Origin of the sequence: Microcoleus sp. CAWBG58, from assembly GCF_020883045.1 — a bacterium.
In the GTDB taxonomy this organism is placed as follows: domain Bacteria; phylum Cyanobacteriota; class Cyanobacteriia; order Cyanobacteriales; family Microcoleaceae; genus Microcoleus.
In genome coordinates this window covers 144889-166223 of sequence record NZ_JAHRFA010000004.1, presented here as the reverse complement: position 1 = coordinate 166223, position 21335 = coordinate 144889, and the positions used below count along the sequence as shown (strand labels likewise).

General features: G+C 44.7%; 17 protein-coding genes. 15 read left to right on the top strand and 2 right to left on the bottom strand.

What is annotated here, in order from left to right:
* Nucleotides 1-921, bottom strand: a 921-nt coding sequence (locus tag QZ918_RS02725) for a HEAT repeat domain-containing protein (RefSeq protein ID WP_293330748.1), incomplete at its 3' end; no start/stop codon positions are given.
* Nucleotides 922-1264: 343 nt separating this feature from the next.
* Between QZ918_RS02725 and QZ918_RS02720 the strand changes: the two genes are divergently transcribed.
* The 9 genes from QZ918_RS02720 (at nucleotide 1265) to QZ918_RS02680 (ending at nucleotide 14442) form a co-directional block, all read left to right on the top strand.
* Entirely contained in the window at nucleotides 1265-1513 is a 249-nt protein-coding gene (locus QZ918_RS02720) for a DUF4926 domain-containing protein (RefSeq protein WP_293330747.1), read from the top strand.
* Between the two features lie 150 nt (nucleotides 1514-1663).
* A complete protein-coding gene (locus QZ918_RS02715; protein ID WP_293330746.1) occupies nucleotides 1664-2476 on the top strand; it encodes an ABC transporter ATP-binding protein in 813 nt (270 codons plus the stop codon).
* A gap of 433 nt (nucleotides 2477-2909) precedes the next feature.
* Nucleotides 2910-3647: an ABC transporter ATP-binding protein gene (locus QZ918_RS02710; protein WP_293330745.1), complete on the top strand. Its 738-nt coding sequence runs from the start codon at nucleotides 2910-2912 to the stop codon at nucleotides 3645-3647.
* A complete protein-coding gene (locus tag QZ918_RS02705; RefSeq protein WP_293330744.1) occupies nucleotides 3644-4516 on the top strand; it encodes an EamA family transporter in 873 nt (290 codons plus the stop codon). The genes QZ918_RS02710 and QZ918_RS02705 overlap by 4 nt, the downstream gene beginning before the upstream one ends.
* Before the next feature lie 432 nt (nucleotides 4517-4948).
* The gene (cobN, locus tag QZ918_RS02700; protein ID WP_293330742.1) at nucleotides 4949-9214 is read left to right on the top strand and encodes a cobaltochelatase subunit CobN; all 4266 of its coding nucleotides are present in this window, start codon (nucleotides 4949-4951) and stop codon (nucleotides 9212-9214) included.
* 61 nt (nucleotides 9215-9275) lie between these two features.
* Nucleotides 9276-10712 (top strand): hypothetical protein, encoded by a 1437-nt coding sequence (locus tag QZ918_RS02695; RefSeq protein ID WP_293330740.1) that lies wholly within the window; start codon nucleotides 9276-9278, stop codon nucleotides 10710-10712.
* 204 nt (nucleotides 10713-10916) lie between these two features.
* A complete protein-coding gene (locus tag QZ918_RS02690; RefSeq protein WP_293330738.1) occupies nucleotides 10917-12464 on the top strand; it encodes a hypothetical protein in 1548 nt (515 codons plus the stop codon).
* 223 nt (nucleotides 12465-12687) lie between these two features.
* A complete protein-coding gene (locus tag QZ918_RS02685; protein WP_293330737.1) occupies nucleotides 12688-13608 on the top strand; it encodes an NAD(+) kinase in 921 nt (306 codons plus the stop codon).
* 348 nt (nucleotides 13609-13956) lie between these two features.
* On the top strand, nucleotides 13957-14442 hold the full coding sequence (locus QZ918_RS02680) for a hypothetical protein (protein WP_293330735.1): 486 nt from the start codon (nucleotides 13957-13959) through the stop codon (nucleotides 14440-14442).
* A gap of 50 nt (nucleotides 14443-14492) precedes the next feature.
* Here QZ918_RS02680 and QZ918_RS02675 read toward each other — a convergent pair whose 3' ends face one another.
* Nucleotides 14493-14618, bottom strand: coding sequence for a hypothetical protein (locus QZ918_RS02675; protein WP_293330733.1), 126 nt, complete (start codon nucleotides 14616-14618; stop codon nucleotides 14493-14495).
* Between QZ918_RS02675 and QZ918_RS02670 the strand changes: the two genes are divergently transcribed.
* From QZ918_RS02670 to QZ918_RS02645, 6 genes are all read left to right on the top strand, one after another.
* Nucleotides 14611-16581: a carbamoyltransferase family protein gene (locus QZ918_RS02670; protein WP_293330731.1), complete on the top strand. Its 1971-nt coding sequence runs from the start codon at nucleotides 14611-14613 to the stop codon at nucleotides 16579-16581. The genes QZ918_RS02675 and QZ918_RS02670 overlap by 8 nt on opposite strands.
* Nucleotides 16582-16722: 141 nt before the next feature.
* Nucleotides 16723-17130 carry an SxtJ family membrane protein gene (locus tag QZ918_RS02665; protein ID WP_293330729.1) on the top strand — a complete coding sequence of 136 codons (408 nt, stop codon included), beginning with the start codon at nucleotides 16723-16725 and terminating at the stop codon, nucleotides 17128-17130.
* Nucleotides 17131-17295, top strand: coding sequence for a DUF5989 family protein (locus QZ918_RS02660; protein WP_190734603.1), 165 nt, complete (start codon nucleotides 17131-17133; stop codon nucleotides 17293-17295).
* 4 nt (nucleotides 17296-17299) lie between these two features.
* Complete coding sequence (locus tag QZ918_RS02655; RefSeq protein ID WP_293330727.1) at nucleotides 17300-18532, top strand: SGNH/GDSL hydrolase family protein; 1233 nt, start codon at nucleotides 17300-17302, stop codon at nucleotides 18530-18532.
* A 13-nt stretch (nucleotides 18533-18545) separates the two neighbouring features.
* Nucleotides 18546-19865: a hypothetical protein gene (locus QZ918_RS02650; protein WP_293330724.1), complete on the top strand. Its 1320-nt coding sequence runs from the start codon at nucleotides 18546-18548 to the stop codon at nucleotides 19863-19865.
* 6 nt (nucleotides 19866-19871) lie between these two features.
* Complete coding sequence (locus tag QZ918_RS02645; RefSeq protein WP_293330722.1) at nucleotides 19872-21203, top strand: hypothetical protein; 1332 nt, start codon at nucleotides 19872-19874, stop codon at nucleotides 21201-21203.
* Nucleotides 21204-21335: the final 132 nt, after the last annotated feature.

The following is a 21335-nucleotide window of genomic DNA, read 5'->3' as shown; positions in this document are numbered from 1 at the left end:
TTCTGCGCCCATACCCCCCAAAGCAGAGGCTGCACTGCGACGCACATTTGCATCCGAGTCTTTAAGTAATGGAACTAGCTGCGGCACAATAGTTTTAGCTTCTGCGCCCATACCCCCCAAAGCAGAGGCTGCACTGCGACGCACATTTGCATCCGAGTCTTTAAGTAATGGAACTAGCTGCGGCACAATAGTTTTAGCTTCTGCGTCCATACCCCCCAAAGCAGAGGCTGCACTGCTACGCACATCTGGTTCTGAGTCTTTAAGCAGTGGAATTAGCTGTGGCACAGCAGTTTTAGCTTCTGCACCAATACTCGCCAAAGCAGAGGCTACACTGCTACGCACATCTGGTTCTGAGTCTTTAAGCAGTGGAATTAGCTGCGGCACAACACTTTTAGCTTCTGCACCAATACTCCCCAAAGCAAAGGCTACACTGCTACGCACATCTGGTTCTGAGTTTTGAAGTAGGGAAATTAGCTGCGACACAACACTTTTAGCTTCTGATAACACTGAAGAATTCCAGTGAAAGGGTCCAACTTTTTTTAGAAAAGCAGCAGCACGACGACGTAACTGTACATCTGAATTTGTCAAAGCTTTAACTAAGGCAGGAATAACAGGGCGACCAATTTGTCTTAGAACCTCGATCGCACTCCGGCGGACTAGCAAATTCTTATCCTGCAAGGCTTCAATCAAAGCAGGTATGGCTGGTTCACCTATTTTTACTAACTTTTCAATGGTTGCATCAAGTTCCTTTTCATCGTTAGTTTTTAACTTCTTGATTAATGAGTTAATCTCTTGAGAACTAGCCTTTGATGTAGTCGGGTTTTGGGCCGCAGCATTCCGAGTCAACAACAAAGGCGATGTGAAAGATAGAAACGAGAGGGCAATTACGGCAACTAATCTTTGTCGGTAGTGCTTCGTCATGGGCCAGAATCCTTGTATTTGATGAGCCGTCTCAGCCATTTGAATCATTGTATCTACATTCTCATCAAAATGGTTTCCAGAGTCCGGGATATAAATTTGTGCTTGTCAGTCAAAATTTAGAGTAGGGGCAATTCATGAATTGCCAGTAAGTAGGGGCAATTCATGAATTGCCCCTACTTCAGGGATTACTATCGCGAGTGAATCATACCTAAATTCAGCAACACCTAGAATTGAATGGCAAAATAGAAATGCAACCCTTCGGAGTGGCTGGATCGTTGAGCGCGGGTCGGAAATTCCCAAATTAACGACCTGTTATCCTTTGTAATTAGTGGAGGTAATAAACATGATAAACAGTACAAGCAAATTGCTAGATGTTGTAGCCCTGACGGTTGACCTTCCTCAGTACAATCTGTGGCGCGGGCAGGTTGGGACGATAGTTGAGATGCTAGCAGATGGTGCTGCATTTGAAGTTGAATTCAGCGATCGCAATGGACGAACTTACGAGTCTGTCGGGTTGCGTCCAGAGCAAGTCATGGTACTGCATTTTGAGCCAGCATCCCCCGATATCCAGCCTCAAATGGTGACAGTGTAATGCGGCATAACAACCGTTTTGCAGCGAAAGGAATGAAGCAATCCCAAAGCGCAAGAGAATTGCTTCGTTCCTCGCAATGACATGATGCCATTTATTTGTGTTTGCCGAAGTCTAAGGCATAATTAGACAATCTCTATTATATCATATTTGATGATTTCCGAACCACTTACCCTCTCAAAAAGCACTCCCGTCTTAGCAGCCCAAGGATTGACTCGCCGTTTTGGCGGTTTAGTTGCCGTGAATGACGTATCTTTTACAGTTGAAAAACACGAGATATTTGGACTGATCGGCCCTAACGGCGCGGGAAAAACTACTCTATTTAATTTAATGACTGGATTGATACCCAGCAACAGCGGCAAACTGATTTATCAAAATGAGGATATTTCCCAACTTAAACCATATCAAATTGCGAACAAAGGTATTGCCAGAACCTTTCAAAATATTAGATTGTTTGGGGAACTGTCTGTGTTGGAGAATGTGGCGATCGCCCGACACATCCACAGCCGATCGCAAAATCCAGTATTATCACTACTATCGGGGATTTTCGGCTTACCAGAATCTAGCGCAATGGAGCGCGAAACCCAGCGCAAAGCCCTGGAATTGTTAGAATTGGTCGGTTTGGGCGATCGGGCGCAGGAACAAGCCAAAAACTTGCCCTACGGCGATCAGAGGCGCTTGGAAATTGCCCGCGCCTTAGCCCTGGAACCGCAAATCTTGCTGCTAGATGAACCTGCGGCGGGGATGAATCCCAAGGAAAAGCAAAAGTTAAGCGAATTTATCCGGGAAGTGCGGGAACAATTCAATTTGACTGTAATATTGATCGAGCATCACGTACCGCTGGTGATGGGATTGTGCGATCGCATTGCTGTATTGCATTTCGGTCAGCTTATTGCCTTGGGTGAACCTGCTGTGGTGAGGAACGATCCGGCTGTGATTGAGGCTTATTTGGGAGATGAAAAATAGATAAACAGTTGACAGTTGACAGTTGACAGTTGACAGTTGAGGAATTGATTAAAATTGGATAAAAATCCCATATATCAGCATTATTGCAAATTATGTAGGGGCGGGTTCACCAACAATTTTTTTTTAAAACCAACAATCTCATAAACCCGCCCCCGCCCAACAGAAAAACCCAATCACTAAGGGTGGGTTCACCAGCAATAATTGTCTAAAACCAACAATCTCATAAACCCGCCCCCGCCCAACAGTAAATCCCAATCTGTAGGGGCCACCCTCACCAATAATTGTCTAAAACCAACAATCTCATAAATCGAAAAAAACCAACAAAAAATCCCAATTCGTAGGGGCGGGTTCACCAGCAATAATTGTCTAAAACCAACAATCTCATAAACCCGCCCCCACCCAACGACAAATCTCAAACAAAAAGTTAGATAAAATGCACGATAGCCCACCCAAAACCACCCAAAATATCCTATTAGAACTCAAAAATCTCTGTGTAAATTACGGCGGAATTCAAGCCCTGCAAAATATAAATTTAACCGTAAATGCGGGCGAAGTTGTCAGTCTCATCGGCGCTAACGGTGCGGGGAAAAGTACCACCCTGAGAGCAATTTCTAAAATAGTTAATTTCCGGGAAGGACAAATCATCTACAGCGGGCGCGATATTAGTCGCCGCCAAGCTCACGAAGTGGTAAAATTGGGAATCGCCCACAGTCCAGAAGGACGAAGGGTTTTGGCGCAACAGACGGTGTTAGCTAACTTGGAATTGGGTGCTTACGTGCGATCGGACTTCGCAGCCATCAAAGCCGATTTAAGCCACCAATTCGAGATATTTCCCCGCTTGGCCCAAAGGCGCACTCAACTGGCGGGAACCCTCAGCGGCGGGGAACAGCAAATGCTGGCGATCGCCCGCGCTCTGATGTCGCGCCCGAAACTGCTATTATTGGACGAACCTAGTTTAGGCTTAGCACCTGCGATCGTCAAAGAAATTTTCGGAATCATTCAAAACCTACGCTCTACGGGGGTTACAATCTTGTTGGTAGAACAAAACGCTAATTTGGCGCTCCAAATTGCCGATCGGGCTTACGTACTAGAAGCTGGTAACATTACCCTCACAGGTATAGGATCGGATTTGCTAAACGACGAGCGAGTCAGGAGCGCATATTTAGGTTGACTTGGTTAATTTTTGGCATTCTCACCGCTTTTTTTGAAGCCGTAAAAGACGTTTTTAGCAAGCAAAACCTGAAAAAAAACGACGAATATGTCGTAGCTTGGTCACTAGCATTTTTTTCAGCACTTTTTTTAGTACCCTTTTTATTTTTTATAAAAATACCCCAACTAAATCCCCAATTAAACCCGCTATTTTGGATAGCCTTATTAATCGGAGGAAGCATCAATGCAGTCACAGCCATCCTCTACATTAAAGCCATCAAACTGTCCGACTTATCCCTAACCGTGCCGCTAGTAGCTTTGACACCCTTATTCATGCTGCTAACTTCACCGTTAATTGTCGGCGAATATCCCAACTTTTTTGATTGTATTGGAATTTTTCTCATCGTCACCGGTTCCTATCTATTAAACATCAAAGAAAAATCTCAAGGATATTTAGCCCCATTCAAAGCACTACTACATGAACCAGGGCCAAAATTAATGTTAATCGTAGCCTTTCTCTGGAGTATCACCTCAAATTTCGACAAAATAGGCGTGCAAAACTCTTCCCCGATTTTTTGGTTGTTCTCATTATTTACAGCAATGAGTGTGTTATTGCTACCAGTTTTACTGCACAAAACCCCCAACCCCAGCCGGAAAATTATACAGCAATTACCGCTGCTAGCAACAATGGGTTTTGTCAATGCTTTAGGAGTCGTTTTTCAGATGCAAGCTTTGACAATGACTTTAGTAGTGCAGGTAATCGCAGTTAAGCGTACCAGCGTATTAATGGGTGTACTTTTCGGTCATTTCATTTTTAAGGAAAAAGATATTCAGCAAAGATTGTTAGGATCTGCTATCATGATTTTGGGAGTTTTCTTTATCACCTTATGACTTTCCAAGGTTCGTAGTGAGGACTTTAGTCCGCTCCAAATCTGAGGACTAAAGTCCTCACTACAAACATCTTTTTTCAGGTTCGTAGTGAGGACTTTAGTCCGCTCCAACTCTGAGGACTAAAGTCCTCACTACAAACATCTTTTTTCAGGCTCGTAGTGAGGACTTTAGTCCGCTCCAAATCTGAGGACTAAAGTCCTCACTACAAACATCTTTTTTCAGGCTCGTATTGAGGACTTTAGTCCGCTCCAACTCTGAGGACTAAAGTCCTCACTACAAACATCTTTTTTCGGGCTCGTAGTGAGGACTTTAGTCCGCTCCAACTCTGAGGACTAAAGTCCTCACTACAAACATCTTTTTTCGTGTAAGAATTAAGTGAGAGCATTTGTCTCTGAGAATTTGGAATTTTAACTTATTATAGAGGAAAATTTAATGCACAAAATAGCAGCTACGCCCGGAGGTTGGAACCCTCAAGCAGAAGGAGTAATTTTTATTCAGCAAACCCCAGCACCAATCGTATTTATTAGTGCTGCTGACACGGACATTCAAACACTCGCGGTGGCGGCATCCAAAATGCCACCCGAATTCCCGAAAGTGCGCGCCGTAAATCTGCTTCAATTGCAGCAACAATTAACCATTGACACCTACGCTGAGGAAATTTTAGAACGCGCGGACGTTATCATTTTAAGGCTGTTAGGTGGGCGTTCTTATTGGTCTTACGGATTAGAAGTTCTGCGGGAAACGGTGCAGAAAACTAATGCAACATTGATTGTGATGCCCGGTGAAGATAGTCCCGATCCAGATTTAATTAGTCATTCTAATGTATCGCTGTCCGCAGTAAATCAACTGTGGCGTTATTTCACAGAAGGCGGAGTCCAGAATTTTGTTAATGCACTCAAGTTTACGGCTGACACTTGTTTGAAAACTGCTTACAATCCGCCTCTTCCTCAAACAGTTTCTCGGGTGGGAATTTATGACTGGGGAGGATGCGGGGAAGACGGGCAAGAGGCCCGTTCTACCGCTCCTTTAGGATTTGACTCATTTCCAGGATCTGCCTGGGAACGCAGATCAAAAGCCTCTGTATCGATCTTAACTCATACAGCTAATGATAATACAACCAATTTATTAACAGATCAACTCTCTCCAGAATTACCAGATAATTTATTAAATATACCAACCCAGGCGAAAGTCGGCATTTTATTTTATCGCGCTCATTACTTATCGGGAAACTTAGCGCCAGTTGATGCACTTTGTCAAGCTTTAGCAGAACGAAACTTAGTACCAGTTCCCGTCTTTGTGTCTTCGCTGCGGGAACCTGATTTACAAATAGAATTGCTGGAATACTTTCAACCAAAAGAATCCGAACCAATTCAATTACTTATCAATACGACAAGTTTTGCAGTCTCCGGTTTCAACAATCCAGAACCGGAACAAAATAGTTTAAACTCCTTAGATGTTCCTATCTTGCAAGCAATCTTCAGCGGCGGCGGTTTAGAACAGTGGGAATCTGAATTGCAAGGACTTTCCCCCCGCGATGTGGCGATGAATGTGGCATTGCCAGAAGTAGATGGCAAAATCATTACAAGGGCTGTTTCTTTTAAGGCTGTAAAAAATTGGAATAGCGAATTGGAAACCGATGTTGTCGGTTATGTCGCTGCGGACGATCGCATTTCATTTGTAGCAGACTTAACGGCGAATTGGGTGAAGATGAAACAAACCCCCGCCGCCAACAGACGCATCGCCATAATTCTCGCCAATTATCCCACCCGCAACGCCCGATTGGCCAACGGTGTCGGCTTGGATACGCCTGCTAGCTGTGTGGAAATCCTGAAAGCTTTGCAGCAAGCTGGGTATCAAGTAGATAATATTCCTAGCAGCGGTACGGAGTTAATTGAAATGCTGACTTCCGGCGTGACAAATGACCCGGAAGCACGAGAGTTGCGGCCTGTTAATCAATATTTGGATTTGGCAGAATATGAAGAGTATTTTGCAACTTTGCCTCAGCAAGTACAGGATGGAATTTGTAATAGATGGGGATTGGCGACTGGGGAAAGAAGGACTGAAGTCCTTACTACGAACCTGGATGCGTATCTGTTTGCGATTCCGGGAATTCAATTCGGCAATGTGTTTGTAGGAATTCAACCGTCGCGGGGATATGAAATCGACCCGAGTTTGAACTATCATGCACCGGATTTAGAACCAACTCACAATTACCTGGCTTACTATTATTGGCTGCGAGAAAAGTTTGGTTCTCAGGCAATAATTCATGCTGGAAAACACGGTAATTTAGAATGGCTTCCCGGTAAAAGTGTCGCTTTGTCTGCTAACTGTTATCCCGAAGTTGCATTAGGCGCGATGCCTAATTTTTATCCGTTTATTGTCAACGATCCGGGGGAGGGTTCCCAGGCAAAAAGACGATCGCAAGCTGTGATAATCGACCACCTCACCCCGCCGATGACTCGCGCCGAACTTTACGGGCCTTTGCAGCAGTTGGAGGCCTTAATCGACGAATATTGCGAAGCGCAAAGCTTAGATCCGTCTCGATTACCGATGATTCGCGATCGCATTGTAGCCCTCACCAACCAGGAAAATCTAGATAAAGACCTAGGCATCCAACTCAATAAATCCGAATTTACCGAGTTTATCACCCGCACCGACGGTTATCTTTGCGAACTCAAAGAATCCCAAATCCGCGACGGATTGCATATTTTTGGTCAATGTCCCCAAGGCAGACAGTTGCGAGATTTGATAATTGCGATCGCCCGCCATCCTAGCACAAACCGCATCGGCTTAACCCGCGCCCTCGCCAAAGACTTAGATTACGATTTCGATCCCTTAACCACCGCAGGCGATTTAACCGCAGAATTAGAAGCAAAAGCCGCAGAATTAGTAGATGATTTAATCAAAAATATCCGCGTTCATCCGCATCCACCTGCGGTTAAAATTGGAGAATCAACCCAACAAGAATTAGATTGGATTGCCAACTATCTTTTACCTTCACTCCTCCAAACAAACCAAGAAATCACCAACCTGTTGCGCGGACTAGATGGGAAACACATCCCCAGCGGTGCATCCGGCGCACCCACCCGCGGCAGGCCTGATGTATTGCCCACGGGCCGCAATTTTTACTCAGTAGATATCCGCGCTATTCCCACAGAAACTGCTTGGAGAGTTGGCAGAGTTGCAGCCGAAACTTTAATCGAAAGATACACTCAAGAAAATGGCGAATATCCTAAAACTTTGGGTTTGTCGGTATGGGGAACATCGACAATGCGGACGGGTGGAGACGACATCGCCGAAGCCTTAGCCTTAATCGGAGTTCAACCAATTTGGGATGGGCCTTCGCGCCGGGTTGTAGATTTTGAAATCTTGCCTGTTTCTGTTTTGGGGCGGCCGCGCGTTGATGTTACTTTGCGGATTTCTGGTTTCTTCCGCGATGCTTTTTTTAATTTAATTGATTTGTTTGACTCGGCTGTCAAAGCTGTAGCTGATTTAGATGAACCTACGGAAGACAATCCTTTAGCAGCACAAGTTAAACAAGAGATTTTGGATTGGGAAGCAACGGGTTTGAGTCGGGAAGATGCCCAAGTGCGATCGCAATTTCGAGTTTTTGGTTCAAAGCCGGGTGCTTATGGTGCGGGACTTCAGGGCATAATTGAAGCTCAAAACTGGACGGACGACGGGGATTTAGCAACAGCTTACATTAATTGGAGCAGTTACGCCTATACAAGTACCCCCCCAATTTCTTCTGGTAAAGATGTGGCTAATGCCAACTCTTCTGCTTTACCACCAGTCAATACCGCCCCAACCCCCCCTTACCAAGGGGGGGCTAATTCCAATTCTTGTCCGCCCCCTTTACAAGGGGGGGCTAGGGGGGGTGAATTTAGCACTTTACCACCAGTCAATACCCCCCCAACCCCCCCTTACCAAGGGGGGGCTAATTCCAACTCTTCTGCTTTACCACCAGTCAATACCCCCCCAACCCCCCCTTATCAAGGGGGGGCTAATTCCACCAATACCCCCCCTTATCAAGGGGGGGCTAATTCCAATTCTTCTCTTTCTTGTCCTCCCCCTTTACAAGGGGAGGCTAGGAGAGTTGAATTTACCAGGAGTGAATGGGGATGTTCGGCGCCCGAAGCATTTACCAAACGCCTCGGGCAAATGCAAATTGTGCTGCAAAATCAAGACAACCGCGAACACGATATTCTCGACTCCGACGACTATTATCAATTCCAAGGCGGAATGACTGCGGCAATTCGCAATTTGCAAGGGAAAAATCCTGAAACCTATTTCGGCGATAACTCGATTCCCGAAAATCCAAAAGTGCGACAACTGCGAGAAGAAATTGCACGGGTTTATCGCAGCAGGGCGGTAAATCCGAAATGGATTGAAGGGGCGATGCGCCACGGTTATAAAGGTGCTTTTGAAATTGCCGCCACTGTCGATTTTTTGTTTGCTTACGATGCGACGGCGAATTGCGTTGAAGATTTTATGTATGAAGGAATTGCACAGGCTTACATTTTTGATGAAAAAGTTCAGGGATTTATTCAAAAAAACAATCCTTGGGCGCTGCGAGATATGGCGGAAAGATTGTTAGAAGCTCGCCAGCGGGGGTTGTGGGAGAGCGCCAGTCAGGATACATTGGATAAATTGCGATCGATCGCCCTGGAAGCCGAAGCAGTCATCGAATCGCAGTAATTTGTTAAGCGATTGTTACAAAGGTTGATCTATTTGAATCTATAAAATTTGGATGCAGAGCATGAGAATTCAAAAAGAATGGCAAATTTTTTCAGTGTTTTTAGGTCTATTTGCCCTACTGACAAGACCAGTAGCAACTAGCAACGATGCTTCCAGGTTAGCCACGATTGAATCTCTCGTAGATTTCCATACCTTCATTATTGACAATTCCCGATTTATTTGGACTATCGATAAATACTTATACCAAGGCCACTTCTACTCTGACAAGCCTCCTATTCTATCCATATATGGTTCATTCTTTTACGCTCTGCTGAAGGTGTTTGGTATCTCTTTCAAAAATCAATTCATGCTCACTAATACCCTACTGATAATTTTAGTTGTCGGGGTGGCTACAGCCACGGGCATAGTCTATTTGTACAGGATATTTAAGTTTTTGGCAGTAGAGGAAACATGGATAGATGTAGTTATAATAATTGCTGGTACAGGAACTCTGCTGCTACCTTACTCAACCGTATTTAGCAATCATGTAGTTAGTGCAAGTTTACTGATGGCAGGATTTTACTATTTGCTCAGGGTCAAAGAAAGTATTAGATATTCTTTGCTCTCAGGTCTGTTAATTACACTGGCTGGGAGCATTGATGTAGTAGCTTTTATTTTTGTCCCGTTTTTCGCTGTCAGCTTTTTCAATAAACCTCTGAAATCAAAGATAGTTTTTGCTTTGGCTGGCGCTTTAGTCATGGTGATTTACTTACAGTTAAATTTTTACACGTCTGGTAGCCTGCGGCCACCTTCCATGAATCAATCCCTGTGGGAATATCCAGGTTCTGCCTTCGATAGCACAACCCTTTCAGGCTTAGCATATCATTCAAATTTTCCAGCCCTTTTGAATTATGCTTTTCACATGATAATAGGTCATCGAGGCTTAATTTCTTATACTCCTATTCTGGTATTCTCGATTTTTGGTTTTGTGAAGATTTTACGAAACAAAGAATTCAAGTATCGCCAAGAATATCTATTAATTCTTTTGGCATCATCCGCCTACGTCCTGATGTACATTCTGCGTTCTAACAATTACAGTGGGTATTCTTATGGAGTCAGATGGTATGCCAATCTTATGTTTTTGCTCTGCTTACCGTTAGCTCAAATCAGCGAGGATATCAAAAGTTCCAAGAATTTGAGAAAAGCTTTTATATTTGTGAGTTGTCTGTCGATTATCATCTCTTTTGTCGGTGTAAATCATCCTTTTGTAGCGGTTAGCGAACAGCATCCGAGTTCATTTTTAAATGCTTTGATGTACATTTTTAAGCCAATAGATACTCAAGTTTACGGCGACAACCAGGCTATGAAACTGTCATTTTCGCACTCTTTGCTATTTGCACTCAAGCAGTTAAGGGTAATTGTCATAGCAGCTCTTGCTGGTTTGTCGTGCTATTTATTAGTGAATCGTGTCAAGCAATTTGTAGCAAACAGACCTTTGGTTAAGAGTTCGATAGATTAGAAAGAATCTCACAATCTAAAATCCCAAATCTAAAATAGATCGTCCTTGCAGCCGCAGCCGTCATGGAATCCGACACCGAAATACACAATTAAGTCAACAACGGCTAAACAAACAGGACACCCAGATCCCTGCATCACTCTCAGAAGTCGCGGAATTTAACATTTAAGGTAATATCTAGTAATGTTTCGCGATCGGTGAAAGTGTATGATTCGCCGCTACATTGCTAACCTCAGCACTAGCATCTTTCAACGTGCTGGCGCCGCTGTTGCTTTACTCGCCTTAACCGTCGGATGTTCATCAACAAAGCCGCCCAACACCACAGCGCCCTCTCGGACGATCGCATCTTCCTCCGTCCTAGCACAGCCTCCAACCTCTGTGTTAGCCAAAAACCCCAACAAACGCCAAAAATCGATCAGCGTTCCTTCCTGCGCCCAAAACGACCCCTTTGGAGATTCAGTTAACTTTGCCACCAAGGCCGCCAATTTGGCTCAATCAGCCAATTCAAAACAAGAGTGGGACGAAGTAGCAGCCCAATGGGTGCAAGCGGTAGCCTGGATGCAAGCGGTTCCCCCCGGTAGTCCCAGGCGGGCGTTTGCTGAAAAAAAAGTCACCGAGTACATGAAAAATCTGCTTTATGCACAACAGCAAGCGGGCGCAAGTCGATCGCAAGCCAGTACAGTGAGCTTCAGCAGCGATTTACTCGACGAACAGCTAGAACTATACCTATCCTACGTTGCAGCCGTCGGGCCGCCAGATGTTTTGATCGTCGGCAGTTCCCGGGCGTTGCAGGGCGTCGATCCCAAACAGCTAAAACAATCTTTGGCTGCTAACGGCACTCCTGGTTTAAAGGTATTTAACTTTGCAGTCAACGGCGCAACTGCCCAAGTTGTTGACTTTCAACTGCGACGGCTGTTGAAACCCGAACATTTACCTCAAATGATTGTCTGGGCGGACGGTGTGCGCGCATTTAACAGTGGCCGGGACGATCGCACTTTTAATTCGATCGTCGATTCTGAAGGCAGCCAGCTTTTAGCAGCAGGCGTTCGCCCCAAACTCCCGTCTGGTGAACCTAACGTGACGCCCCAGTGTTACAGATTCCCGCAGTCTTGTAAAACCGATGGCGACGGCATTTTCCGCCGATCCCATGCATCGGTCGATCGGGCTTTTAGGGGCGGGCAAAATGCCCAACCCCTAATCCCCACAGTCAAATTCCTCACAAGTGGAACAGGCATCTTGCCTGTTGCCCAGAATGCAGTATCACAAACAAAAGTAGCAATCAGACAAGTCAGCCAATTGGCAGATGCGATCGACTCTAACGGATTCATGCCCGTGTCGGGAAGTTACAATCCCAACACATATTATCGACAACGCGCTTACGTTTCAGGCCAGTACGATCGCGACTACGAAGACTTCAACCTCAGCGGCAAACAAGCAACAGCCTTTAATTCAGTCGTAGCATTTACCAAAACTCGGAAAATCCCCCTAATTTTCGTCAATTTGCCCCTCACCGACGACTACTTAGATTCCACTCGTCGGTGGGCCGAACAGCAGTTTAGACAACGAATGCAGCAACTCTCGCGACAAAAAGGTTTCGCCTTCCGCGACTTGTCCCAGCGGTGGCCAAATCGCAACGACTATTTCCTCGATCCCAGCCACCTCAACCGTTTTGGGGCGATCGCAGTTTCTCGCATCCTCGCCTCCGATACCAGCATTATTTGGCCGCAGCCCAAATCCCGAAGTATTGATGGATGATACGATTTGCGATGAGGAACGACTGATTGTATCAGGGTTTGGAGCTTTCCTTCTTCGCAGTGCGAACGTCCCCGCTCGCGGCCAGAAACCATCCCCGCGAGCGGCCAGAAATGCAGTGCGAGCGTCCCCGCGAGCGGCCTTCTCCTCCCCGCTCGCGGAGATTCAGTCTAAAATCTCAATAATCTAAAATCCCAAACCCCAAATCCCAAATCCCAAATTAATTGTGCAACTAAAACAAGTAATTATCGCCCACAAAGCCCGAGACACCCTCAGCCAGCGGTGGGCAGAACAATGTGCCCGCCAGTTAGAAAATCGCGGCTGTCAAGTTTTAATGGGCCCCAGCGGCCCGAAAGATAACCCGTATCCGGTGTTTTTAGCTTCTAGCAACAGCCCGATCGATCTAGCCGTAGTTCTCGGCGGCGACGGTACCGCCCTGGCTGCGGCGCGGAATTTGTCTGCTGACGGCATCCCGATTTTAGCTGCGAATGTCGGCGGACATCTGGGTTTTTTAACCGAGTCTTTTGAGGATTTCCAAAATACTGAGGAGATTTGGGATAGGCTGGCCGAAGATAGGTATGCCGTGCAGAAGCGGATGATGTTGCAGGCGGCGGTTTTTGAGGGAAACAGAACTAATCTCGAACCCCAAAGCGATCGATTTTTGGCACTGAATGAAATGTGTGTCAAACCTGCTTCTGCCGATCGAATGCCGAGCTGTATTCTAGAAATGGAAGTTGACGGCGAAGTAGTCGATCAATATCAAGGCGACGGTTTAATTGTGGCAACTCCTACCGGTTCGACTTGCTACACCGCATCTGCCAACGGGCCGATTATCCACTCGGGAATGGATGCGATCGCAGTTACTCCGATTTGCCCTTTAAGTTTATCCAGTCGGGCTGTAGTTTTGCCGCCCGGTTCCGTCGTCAGTATTTGGCCTTTAGCAGATTACGAACTCAGCACAAAACTTTGGATGGACGGCATTTTATCTACAGCAATTTGGCCGGGACAGCGCGTAGATGTGCGGATGGCCGACTGCGAAGCCAAATTTATCATTTTGCGGGAAAACTATTCTTATTACGGCACTTTGAGGGAAAAACTTCAGTGGGCCGGAGCCCGAATTCGGTACACCAACAATCACCGCAATTAATCGAAGTTTGATTAGGTACGTAGTTGCGCTTCAGCGCTCTTTTCCACAATCTATAAAAGAGCGCTCAAGCGCAACAACATACCTTGACTGTTCGATTAGGTACGTAGTTGCGCTTTAGCGCTCTTTTCCACAATCTCCGAAAGAGCGCTCAAGCGCAACAACATACCTTAATTTTGGACTGAAGTTCCAACGATCGAATCTATTCATTCGATCGTTGGGACTAATAGGTACGTAGTTGCGATTGAGCGCTCTTTTCCACAATCTCCGGAAGAGCGCTCAAGCGCAACAACATACCTTAGGATCGAACTCTGTTAAGATCGCTGAATATCTTGACAACCAACCCGATCCATGCAGACTCTCAAACCATCAACCCGACCTTTCAACCATCAAGATACATATCCCTGCCCTGTCTGTCGCACCGGTCAAATTTCCACCATGCCGATGATGGAAGCCCTCGGTTGCAACTTCTGCCAGCACATTTTTACCGCCAGCGAAGAAAGACAATTACTGAAAATGGCCGATCGCCACCCGCCCGTAACATGGCACTGGGACGGCAAAAAATGGATAGGAGCACACCTCGAAGGCACAGAATTCGGATGGTCTTATTTTGCCGCCGCGATCGGTCTAATCTTCCTTCCCACAACCTTGCTCGGACTTTCAGCTTACTATTTTCCTCCGGTTCCCGGCAGCCGTTTGTCGTGGTTCCCCGCCGCTTGGACGGGTTTAGCCTTTTTGTCCCATTTAGGCATAGTGCTGTGGTTGGTAGCTGAATTTTATCAATTTCCGGTAGCAACTTACCTCAGAGCTTGGGCGCGCAGGATTCGCCGGCGCTAGCTGGATGCTGTCAAACGGGCGATCGACCTCAACCGCCCACCAGCATCAATTCAGGTAAAATTAGAGGCGATCGCAAAACTCAACTCCAAATCTGCACCACTAAAGCTATAATCGTTAGCTATTCTAAATACATCTGATACGAGCGCATAGCGATTTGTGAGGAGAGCGATGAACATACTTGGAATCTCGGCGTATTACCACGACAGCGCCGCCGCCTTAATTCGCGATGGAGAAATTATCGCCGCAGCGCAGGAAGAAAGATTTTCCCGCAAAAAGCACGACGCCAGATTTCCCAAGAATGCGATCGCCTATTGCCTAAAAGAAGCGAACATAGAATTGCGGGAACTCGATCGCATAGTCTTTTACGACAAACCATTAGTCAAATTTGAGCGCCTGCTAGAAACTTACCTAGCCTACGCACCCAAAGGTTTTCGCTCTTTCCTCACCGCCATGCCCATCTGGCTGAAAGAAAAGCTTTACCTCAAAACCATGCTCAAAAGAGAGCTCGCAGAAATGGCAAACTGCAAAAGCAACAAACTGCCATCTCTGCTATTTACCGAACACCACCAATCCCACGCAGCCTCAGCATTTTTCCCCAGCCCCTTCCAAAAAGCCGCCGTTTTGTGCCTCGACGGCGTAGGTGAATGGGCAACAACCTCAGTCTGGCTAGGAGACGGCAACCAACTCACACCTCAGTGGGAAATCGATTTTCCCCACTCCTTGGGCTTGCTTTATTCAGCTTTCACCTATTACACAGGCTTCAAAGTCAACTCTGGTGAATACAAACTCATGGGTTTAGCGCCCTACGGCGAACCCAAGTATGTAGACAAAATTCTCACCCATTTAATCGACCTCAAAGATGACGGAACTTTCCGTTTAGACATGGATTATTTCAACTACACTGTTGGCTTAACCATGACAAATCAGAAATTTGACGAACTGTTTGAAGGGCCGCCGCGCAAAGCTGAAGGAAAATTAACTCAGCGGGAAATGGACATTGCAGCATCCATTCAAGTTGTTACAGAAGAAGTTGTTTTGCGGCTGTGCAGAACAGTTAAAAAAGAATTGGATGTAGATTATCTTTGTCTTGCCGGCGGTGTTGCTCTTAACTGCGTTGCTAACGGCCGACTCTTGCGGGAAGGTATTTTCAAAGATATTTGGATTCAACCTGCCGCCGGAGATGCTGGCGGTGCTTTGGGCGCGGCTTTGGCGATTTGGTATCAGTATTGCGAACAAACTCGTACTGTTGCTGATGAGCTACTCGCAGTAAATAAGATTAAGGAGGAGAGGACTGAAGTCCTTACTACGAACGAGGAGAGGACTGAAGTCCTCACTACCAACCAAGCTGTCGCAACTGTGGCGAAGTCTGTCACTCATTTAACTTGTCACGACAAAATGCGCGGTTCCTATTTGGGGCCGCGGTATGCTGACACAGAAATTCAGGAGTATTTGGATGCTGTCAAAGCTAGCTATCATCGATTGGACGATGCCGAATTGATGCCGCAGTTGGCGGAAATTTTGGAACAGGGAAACGTCGTCGGATGGTTCCAAGGGCGGATGGAATTTGGGCCGCGAGCTCTGGGCGGGCGATCGATTATTGGCGATCCTCGCAATGCTAAAATGCAGTCCGTGATGAACCTCAAAATTAAATATCGGGAATCATTTCGACCTTTTGCACCGTCAATCTTAGCCGAACGAGTTGCCGATTATTTCGAGATTGACCATTCCAGCCCTTATATGCTATTAGTAGCTCCAGTCAAAGGCAGTCTCCGCATTCCCATGACTGCGGAACAAGAGCAGTTGTTTGGCATTGAAAAACTCAACATTCCGCGATCGGAAATTCCGGCTGTCACCCACGTCGATTACTCCGCCCGGATTCAAACTGTTCACAAAGAAACCAATCCTCGCTACTATGACTTAATCAACCATTTTGAAGAGCGATCGGGATGTTCGATTTTAGTAAATACTTCATTCAACGTCCGAGGCGAACCAATTGTTTGCACTCCTGAGGATGCTTACCGCTGTTTCATGCGCACCGAAATGGATTATCTGGTTTTAGAGAATTTCTTAATTCCCAAGTCAGAACAAATTCCTTGGAAACAAGATGATGCTTGGAAAAATGAATTTGAACTCGATTAGTCATTAGTTATTAATTATTAGTAACTGGTTCCCAGGCAACAACTGTCAACTGTCAACTGTCAACTGTCAACTGTCAACTGTCAACTGTCAACTGTCAACTGTCAACTGTCAACTGTCAACTGTCAACTGTCAACTGTCATAATGAGCGACGAAATAAAAAAACTCGATAACAAAGGCCTGCGCGATTTCGGGCTGCTAATTGGCGGCTTAATTGCAGTGCTGTTCGGTTTAGCAGTACCTTTGCTGCGGCGCGATTCTATACCTTGGTGGCCCTGGGCGATCGGCGCCGTCCTAGTTGTGCTAGCATTAGTTGCGCCGAAAGCCCTGAATCCCATTTATCACGGATGGATGAAGTTTGGACTTACCCTCAACAAGATTGAAACGCCGATCGTGCTGGGGATAGTTTTTTACCTGATAATTTGGCCGATGGGAGTTATCAAAGGCATATTTGGCGAAGATGCAATGCGACGCAAACTTAATCCCAAAATGGATACTTATCGCGTCCAAAGTAAAGAAAGAACAAAAGTTAGTATGGAGCGTCCTTTCTAAGTGTTTGAATCAACATTAGACTTTCTCAAAGATTTGTGGGCGTTTATGAAGGAACGCCAAAAATATTGGTTGCTACCATTAATTGTGACTTTAGTCTTTTTAGGAGCTTTGATTGTATTGAGTCAGGGTTCTGTAATTGCTCCGTTTATTTATACCCTGTTTTGAAAGAATGAGCAAGTTGAAGACTTTGGGTGTCAATTTAGGTTTGACACTCGGCGGTTTATTAATGGGGGTGGTAATTGGTGAAATTGGATTGCGAGTTGCTAGAGTTGAGGGCTACCCAAAAATAGGGGATGTTGTAGACTCCGCGCCAACTCGTTTCCATACTTCCGATCGCGATTTGGGTTGGAAGCTCAAACCCGGTGTGTCCGGCGAGTGGAATGGGGAAGGTGCGAGTTTTGTACGGGTGAATAGTGACGGTTTGCGCGATCGCGAACACACCAAAACCAAACCTCCCAATACCTTGCGCGTCGCAGTTTTAGGCGACTCTTTCACCGAAGCAATTCAGGTACCAGTCGAACAAACTTTCTGGTCAAAATTAGAACGAAAGCTAGGCAACTGTGATGCTGTGAAAGGGCGCAAAAAAGTTGAGGTAATCAATTTCGGCGTCCAAGGTTACGGTACCGCTCAAGAATTGATGATGCTGCGGAAAAAAGTATGGGATTACAGTCCTGATATTGTAGTCCTGGCATTTTTTATTGGTAATGATGTAATTAACAATTCCCCGCAACTGGAATACGACCATTATCGACCATTTTTTGTGTACGATACTAGCGGCAAGTTAGTACCAGATATGTCTTTTCGCAATCTGCCGCCGATCGCTCGCAACGAAAGAGCAGTTTCCTTTGTAGATAGGATGCCCAGTTTTTTGGTCAACAATTCCCGCATCTTACAGGTAATTAAAAAGGTAGATTTAGACGGAAAAAAGCGGCAGTTATCTGGAGATTTTACCGCTTTGAGCAGCAAAAACTTCAATCCACCTCAGGATGCAGTTTGGAAAGATGCCTGGAGGGTGACAGAGGGTTTAATCGTGACAATGCACAATGAAGTCGTGCAGAAAAAAGCTGATTTCTTGGTTGTGACGATCGGCGATCCGATCCAAGTTGGACGGGATGTCAAGATCCGAAAAGATTTTATAACACAAAACAACATTCAGGATTTGTTTTATCCCAATAGGCGGGTGGAAACATTGGGTACGCGCGAAGGTTTTCGGGTACTGAATTTAGCCGAACAGTTTCAAGGCTACACTGAAAAATATCAAGTTTGCGTCCACGGTTTTGACAATTCTGTACCCTGTGGCGGACACTGGAATGAGCTCGGGCATCGATTGGCAAGTATTAAAATCAACCAGAATTTGTGCGAAAATTTGAAGCAGTCTCAAGTCCCCAAAAAACAACCGTAATCAATCAAATTTCATGAAAGACTCAACGCTCCAAAAAAGCAAAAATATATTAACTTTAATCGCCGTCAATTTGGCGATCGCCTTTATTTGCCTGGAAGCTTTGTCCCTAGCTTTTTACTTTATCAACCAAAAGCAGTTTTTTTATACCAGAACCAAAGCTAAAGAAAAAGTAGTCGAAGATATTGAACGTATCGGCATTCGACTAGATGAATCTATCGTAGAAAGACTGCACCCGTTTTTTGGCTACGTTCTCAAACAAGGTGCTTTTACCAATGAAAAATTAAAGTTAAAAGTCAACAAACACGGCTTTTTTTCCCAGTACGAATATCCCTTTATTAAGACCAATAAAAAACAATTTATTATCGGAGTTTTTGGCGGTTCAGTTGCCAACAACTTCGCAGTAGATGAGTATAAAAATCAAAGATTTTCTAAAAAATTGCAGAGTTATCCAGAATTTGCCGATCGCGAAATTGTGCTTTTGAATTTTGGCAACGGCGGATACAAACAGCCCCAGCAATTATTAATTTTAAATTACTTTCTGGCTTTGGGTCAAGAATTGGATTTAGTCATCAATATTGACGGTTTTAACGAAGTAGCGCTGTCCAATTTAAACAACAAAGCCCAGCTAGAAATAGGAATGCCCAGCGTCCAGCACCTACAGCCGTTAACAAGTTTAGCAAGCAATGTGTCGCCGGAAGCGATGACTTCCATCGTCAACATTAACGAAACCAAAAAACAATTGAAAGCAGGTATTGACAAATTGCAAAATTGTCAACTTGCTTTGTGTCACGCCGTTACCTCGCTGAGAGTGAAACAATTAGTCAACAATTACCAGCAAGCAGTTGTCAAGTACGACGCCCAAGTCAAACAATCCAACCCAGACAGCGCAAATAGCAGTATAGTATACATTCCCAAAGCTGAGTCTGTATTGCAAGAGGCTGCTGCTTTTGACAAAATGGCCTCGATTTGGTACGAATCGTCGATCGGCATGAACCAAATTTTATCGAGTAGAAACATCAAATATTTTCACTTTATCCAGCCCAACCAGTATTATCCAACTAAACGAGTGTTTACCGCCAAGGAAAAGGAAATTGCCATCAGCAAAGACAGCCCGTACATCGCAGGAGTAAACAAAGGTTATCCGGTGCTGTTATCCAAAGTCAATGATTTGCAGAAAGCTCAGGTTAATGTGTTTAGCGCCGTAAATATTTTGGACAATACAAAAGATACGGTTTACAAAGATGCTTGCTGTCACTATAATTCAGTGGGAGAGGAAGTATTGGCAAACTATATTTCCAGTTCCATCATTAAAGTAGTAAGAAAGTCTAAATAAATATTTATGAAAGATTTCAAGTTAATTAACAAAGGCCAAGAAATCCTCAAAATTACTTTGATAAACTTGGCACTTTTACTTGTTTTCCTAGAACTCGGTTCCTTGGGATGGTATTTTGTCAAGCACAAGCAATTTTTCTACACGAGACAAAAGGCGCAAGATAAGTCGGCTTTAGGAATTAATTTAGAAGGAGTGCGTCTGAATCAGTCTATTGTCGAAAGGTTTCATCCTTTCTTTGGGTTTATTCAAAAACCCAGCGCTGATTTTCGACCTGGTTTTAAGGTGAACAACTACGGATTTATCTCTCCTTACGATTACCCTTTTAAAAAGTTTAAAAAAAATCAATTTGCGATCGGAATTTTTGGCGGTTCCGTGGCTTCAGATTTTTCTATATTTCAAATTCAAAACAAAATTTTACCTCAATATCTAAAACAGGTTCCCGGTTTACAGGACAAAGAATTTATAATTTTGTCTTTTGCTACAGGCGGTTACAAACAGCCGCAACAGTTATTGATTTTAAACTATTTTTTGGCTTTAGGTCAAGAATTAGATATGGTCATCAATATAGATGGCTTTAATGAAGTAGCGCTTTCTAATTTAAACAATAAAAATCAGATTAATCTGGCGATGCCGAGCATTCAGCACATTTCGCCGCTGACTAGCTTGGCGAATAATAGCCTTTCTACCAAGGCTTTGCAAGCAACTATTAGAATCAAAGAAAATAAAACTAAGATTACTGAGGGTTTGGAAAGTTTGCAACACTGCTCTTTAGCTGCGTGCGATGCTTTGACTTCTGTTTACGTTCAAAATTTAGTCAACAATTATCGCAGAGATGTGATTGCATTTGAAAAAGAACGCAGCAAAACTCGGGAAGATGACGAGGGTAGCGTGATGTATATTAATAAAAATAAGTCTATTTTAGAGGATGGTGCAGCTTTTGAACAAATGGCGTGGAATTGGGCAAAAAGTTCAATTTTTATGCACAAAGTGCTGTCGGCCAGTAATGTTCCTTATTTTCATGTCCTCCAGCCGAATCAATACTATCAGACGAAAAGAGTGTTTAGCGATGCCGAGAAGCTGATTGCTTTTAATAAAGATACTCCTTATGCTAAGGCTGTGGAAATCGGATATCCGGCTCTTTTGGGTAAGTTTCCTAATTTACAAAAAAATAAGATTAATATTTTGAATGGGGTGAAGGTGTTCGACAAGACTAAAGATGTTGTTTATGTAGATAGCTGCTGTCATTACAATAAAACTGGAGAGGTAATTTTTAGCAATTATGTGGGCAGTTCTATTGGGGAAGCTTTGCGGAACGATCAAAGAAAAAATAAGAAGTGATATTATGTCCAGTTGATTGTTATTGATGGTACGATTTGCGAACTCGTAGGGCGGGTTCACCAACAATATATAACGATAACCAACAATGTATAAAAACCCGCCCCCACCCCACCAATAATTTATGTCAACCTG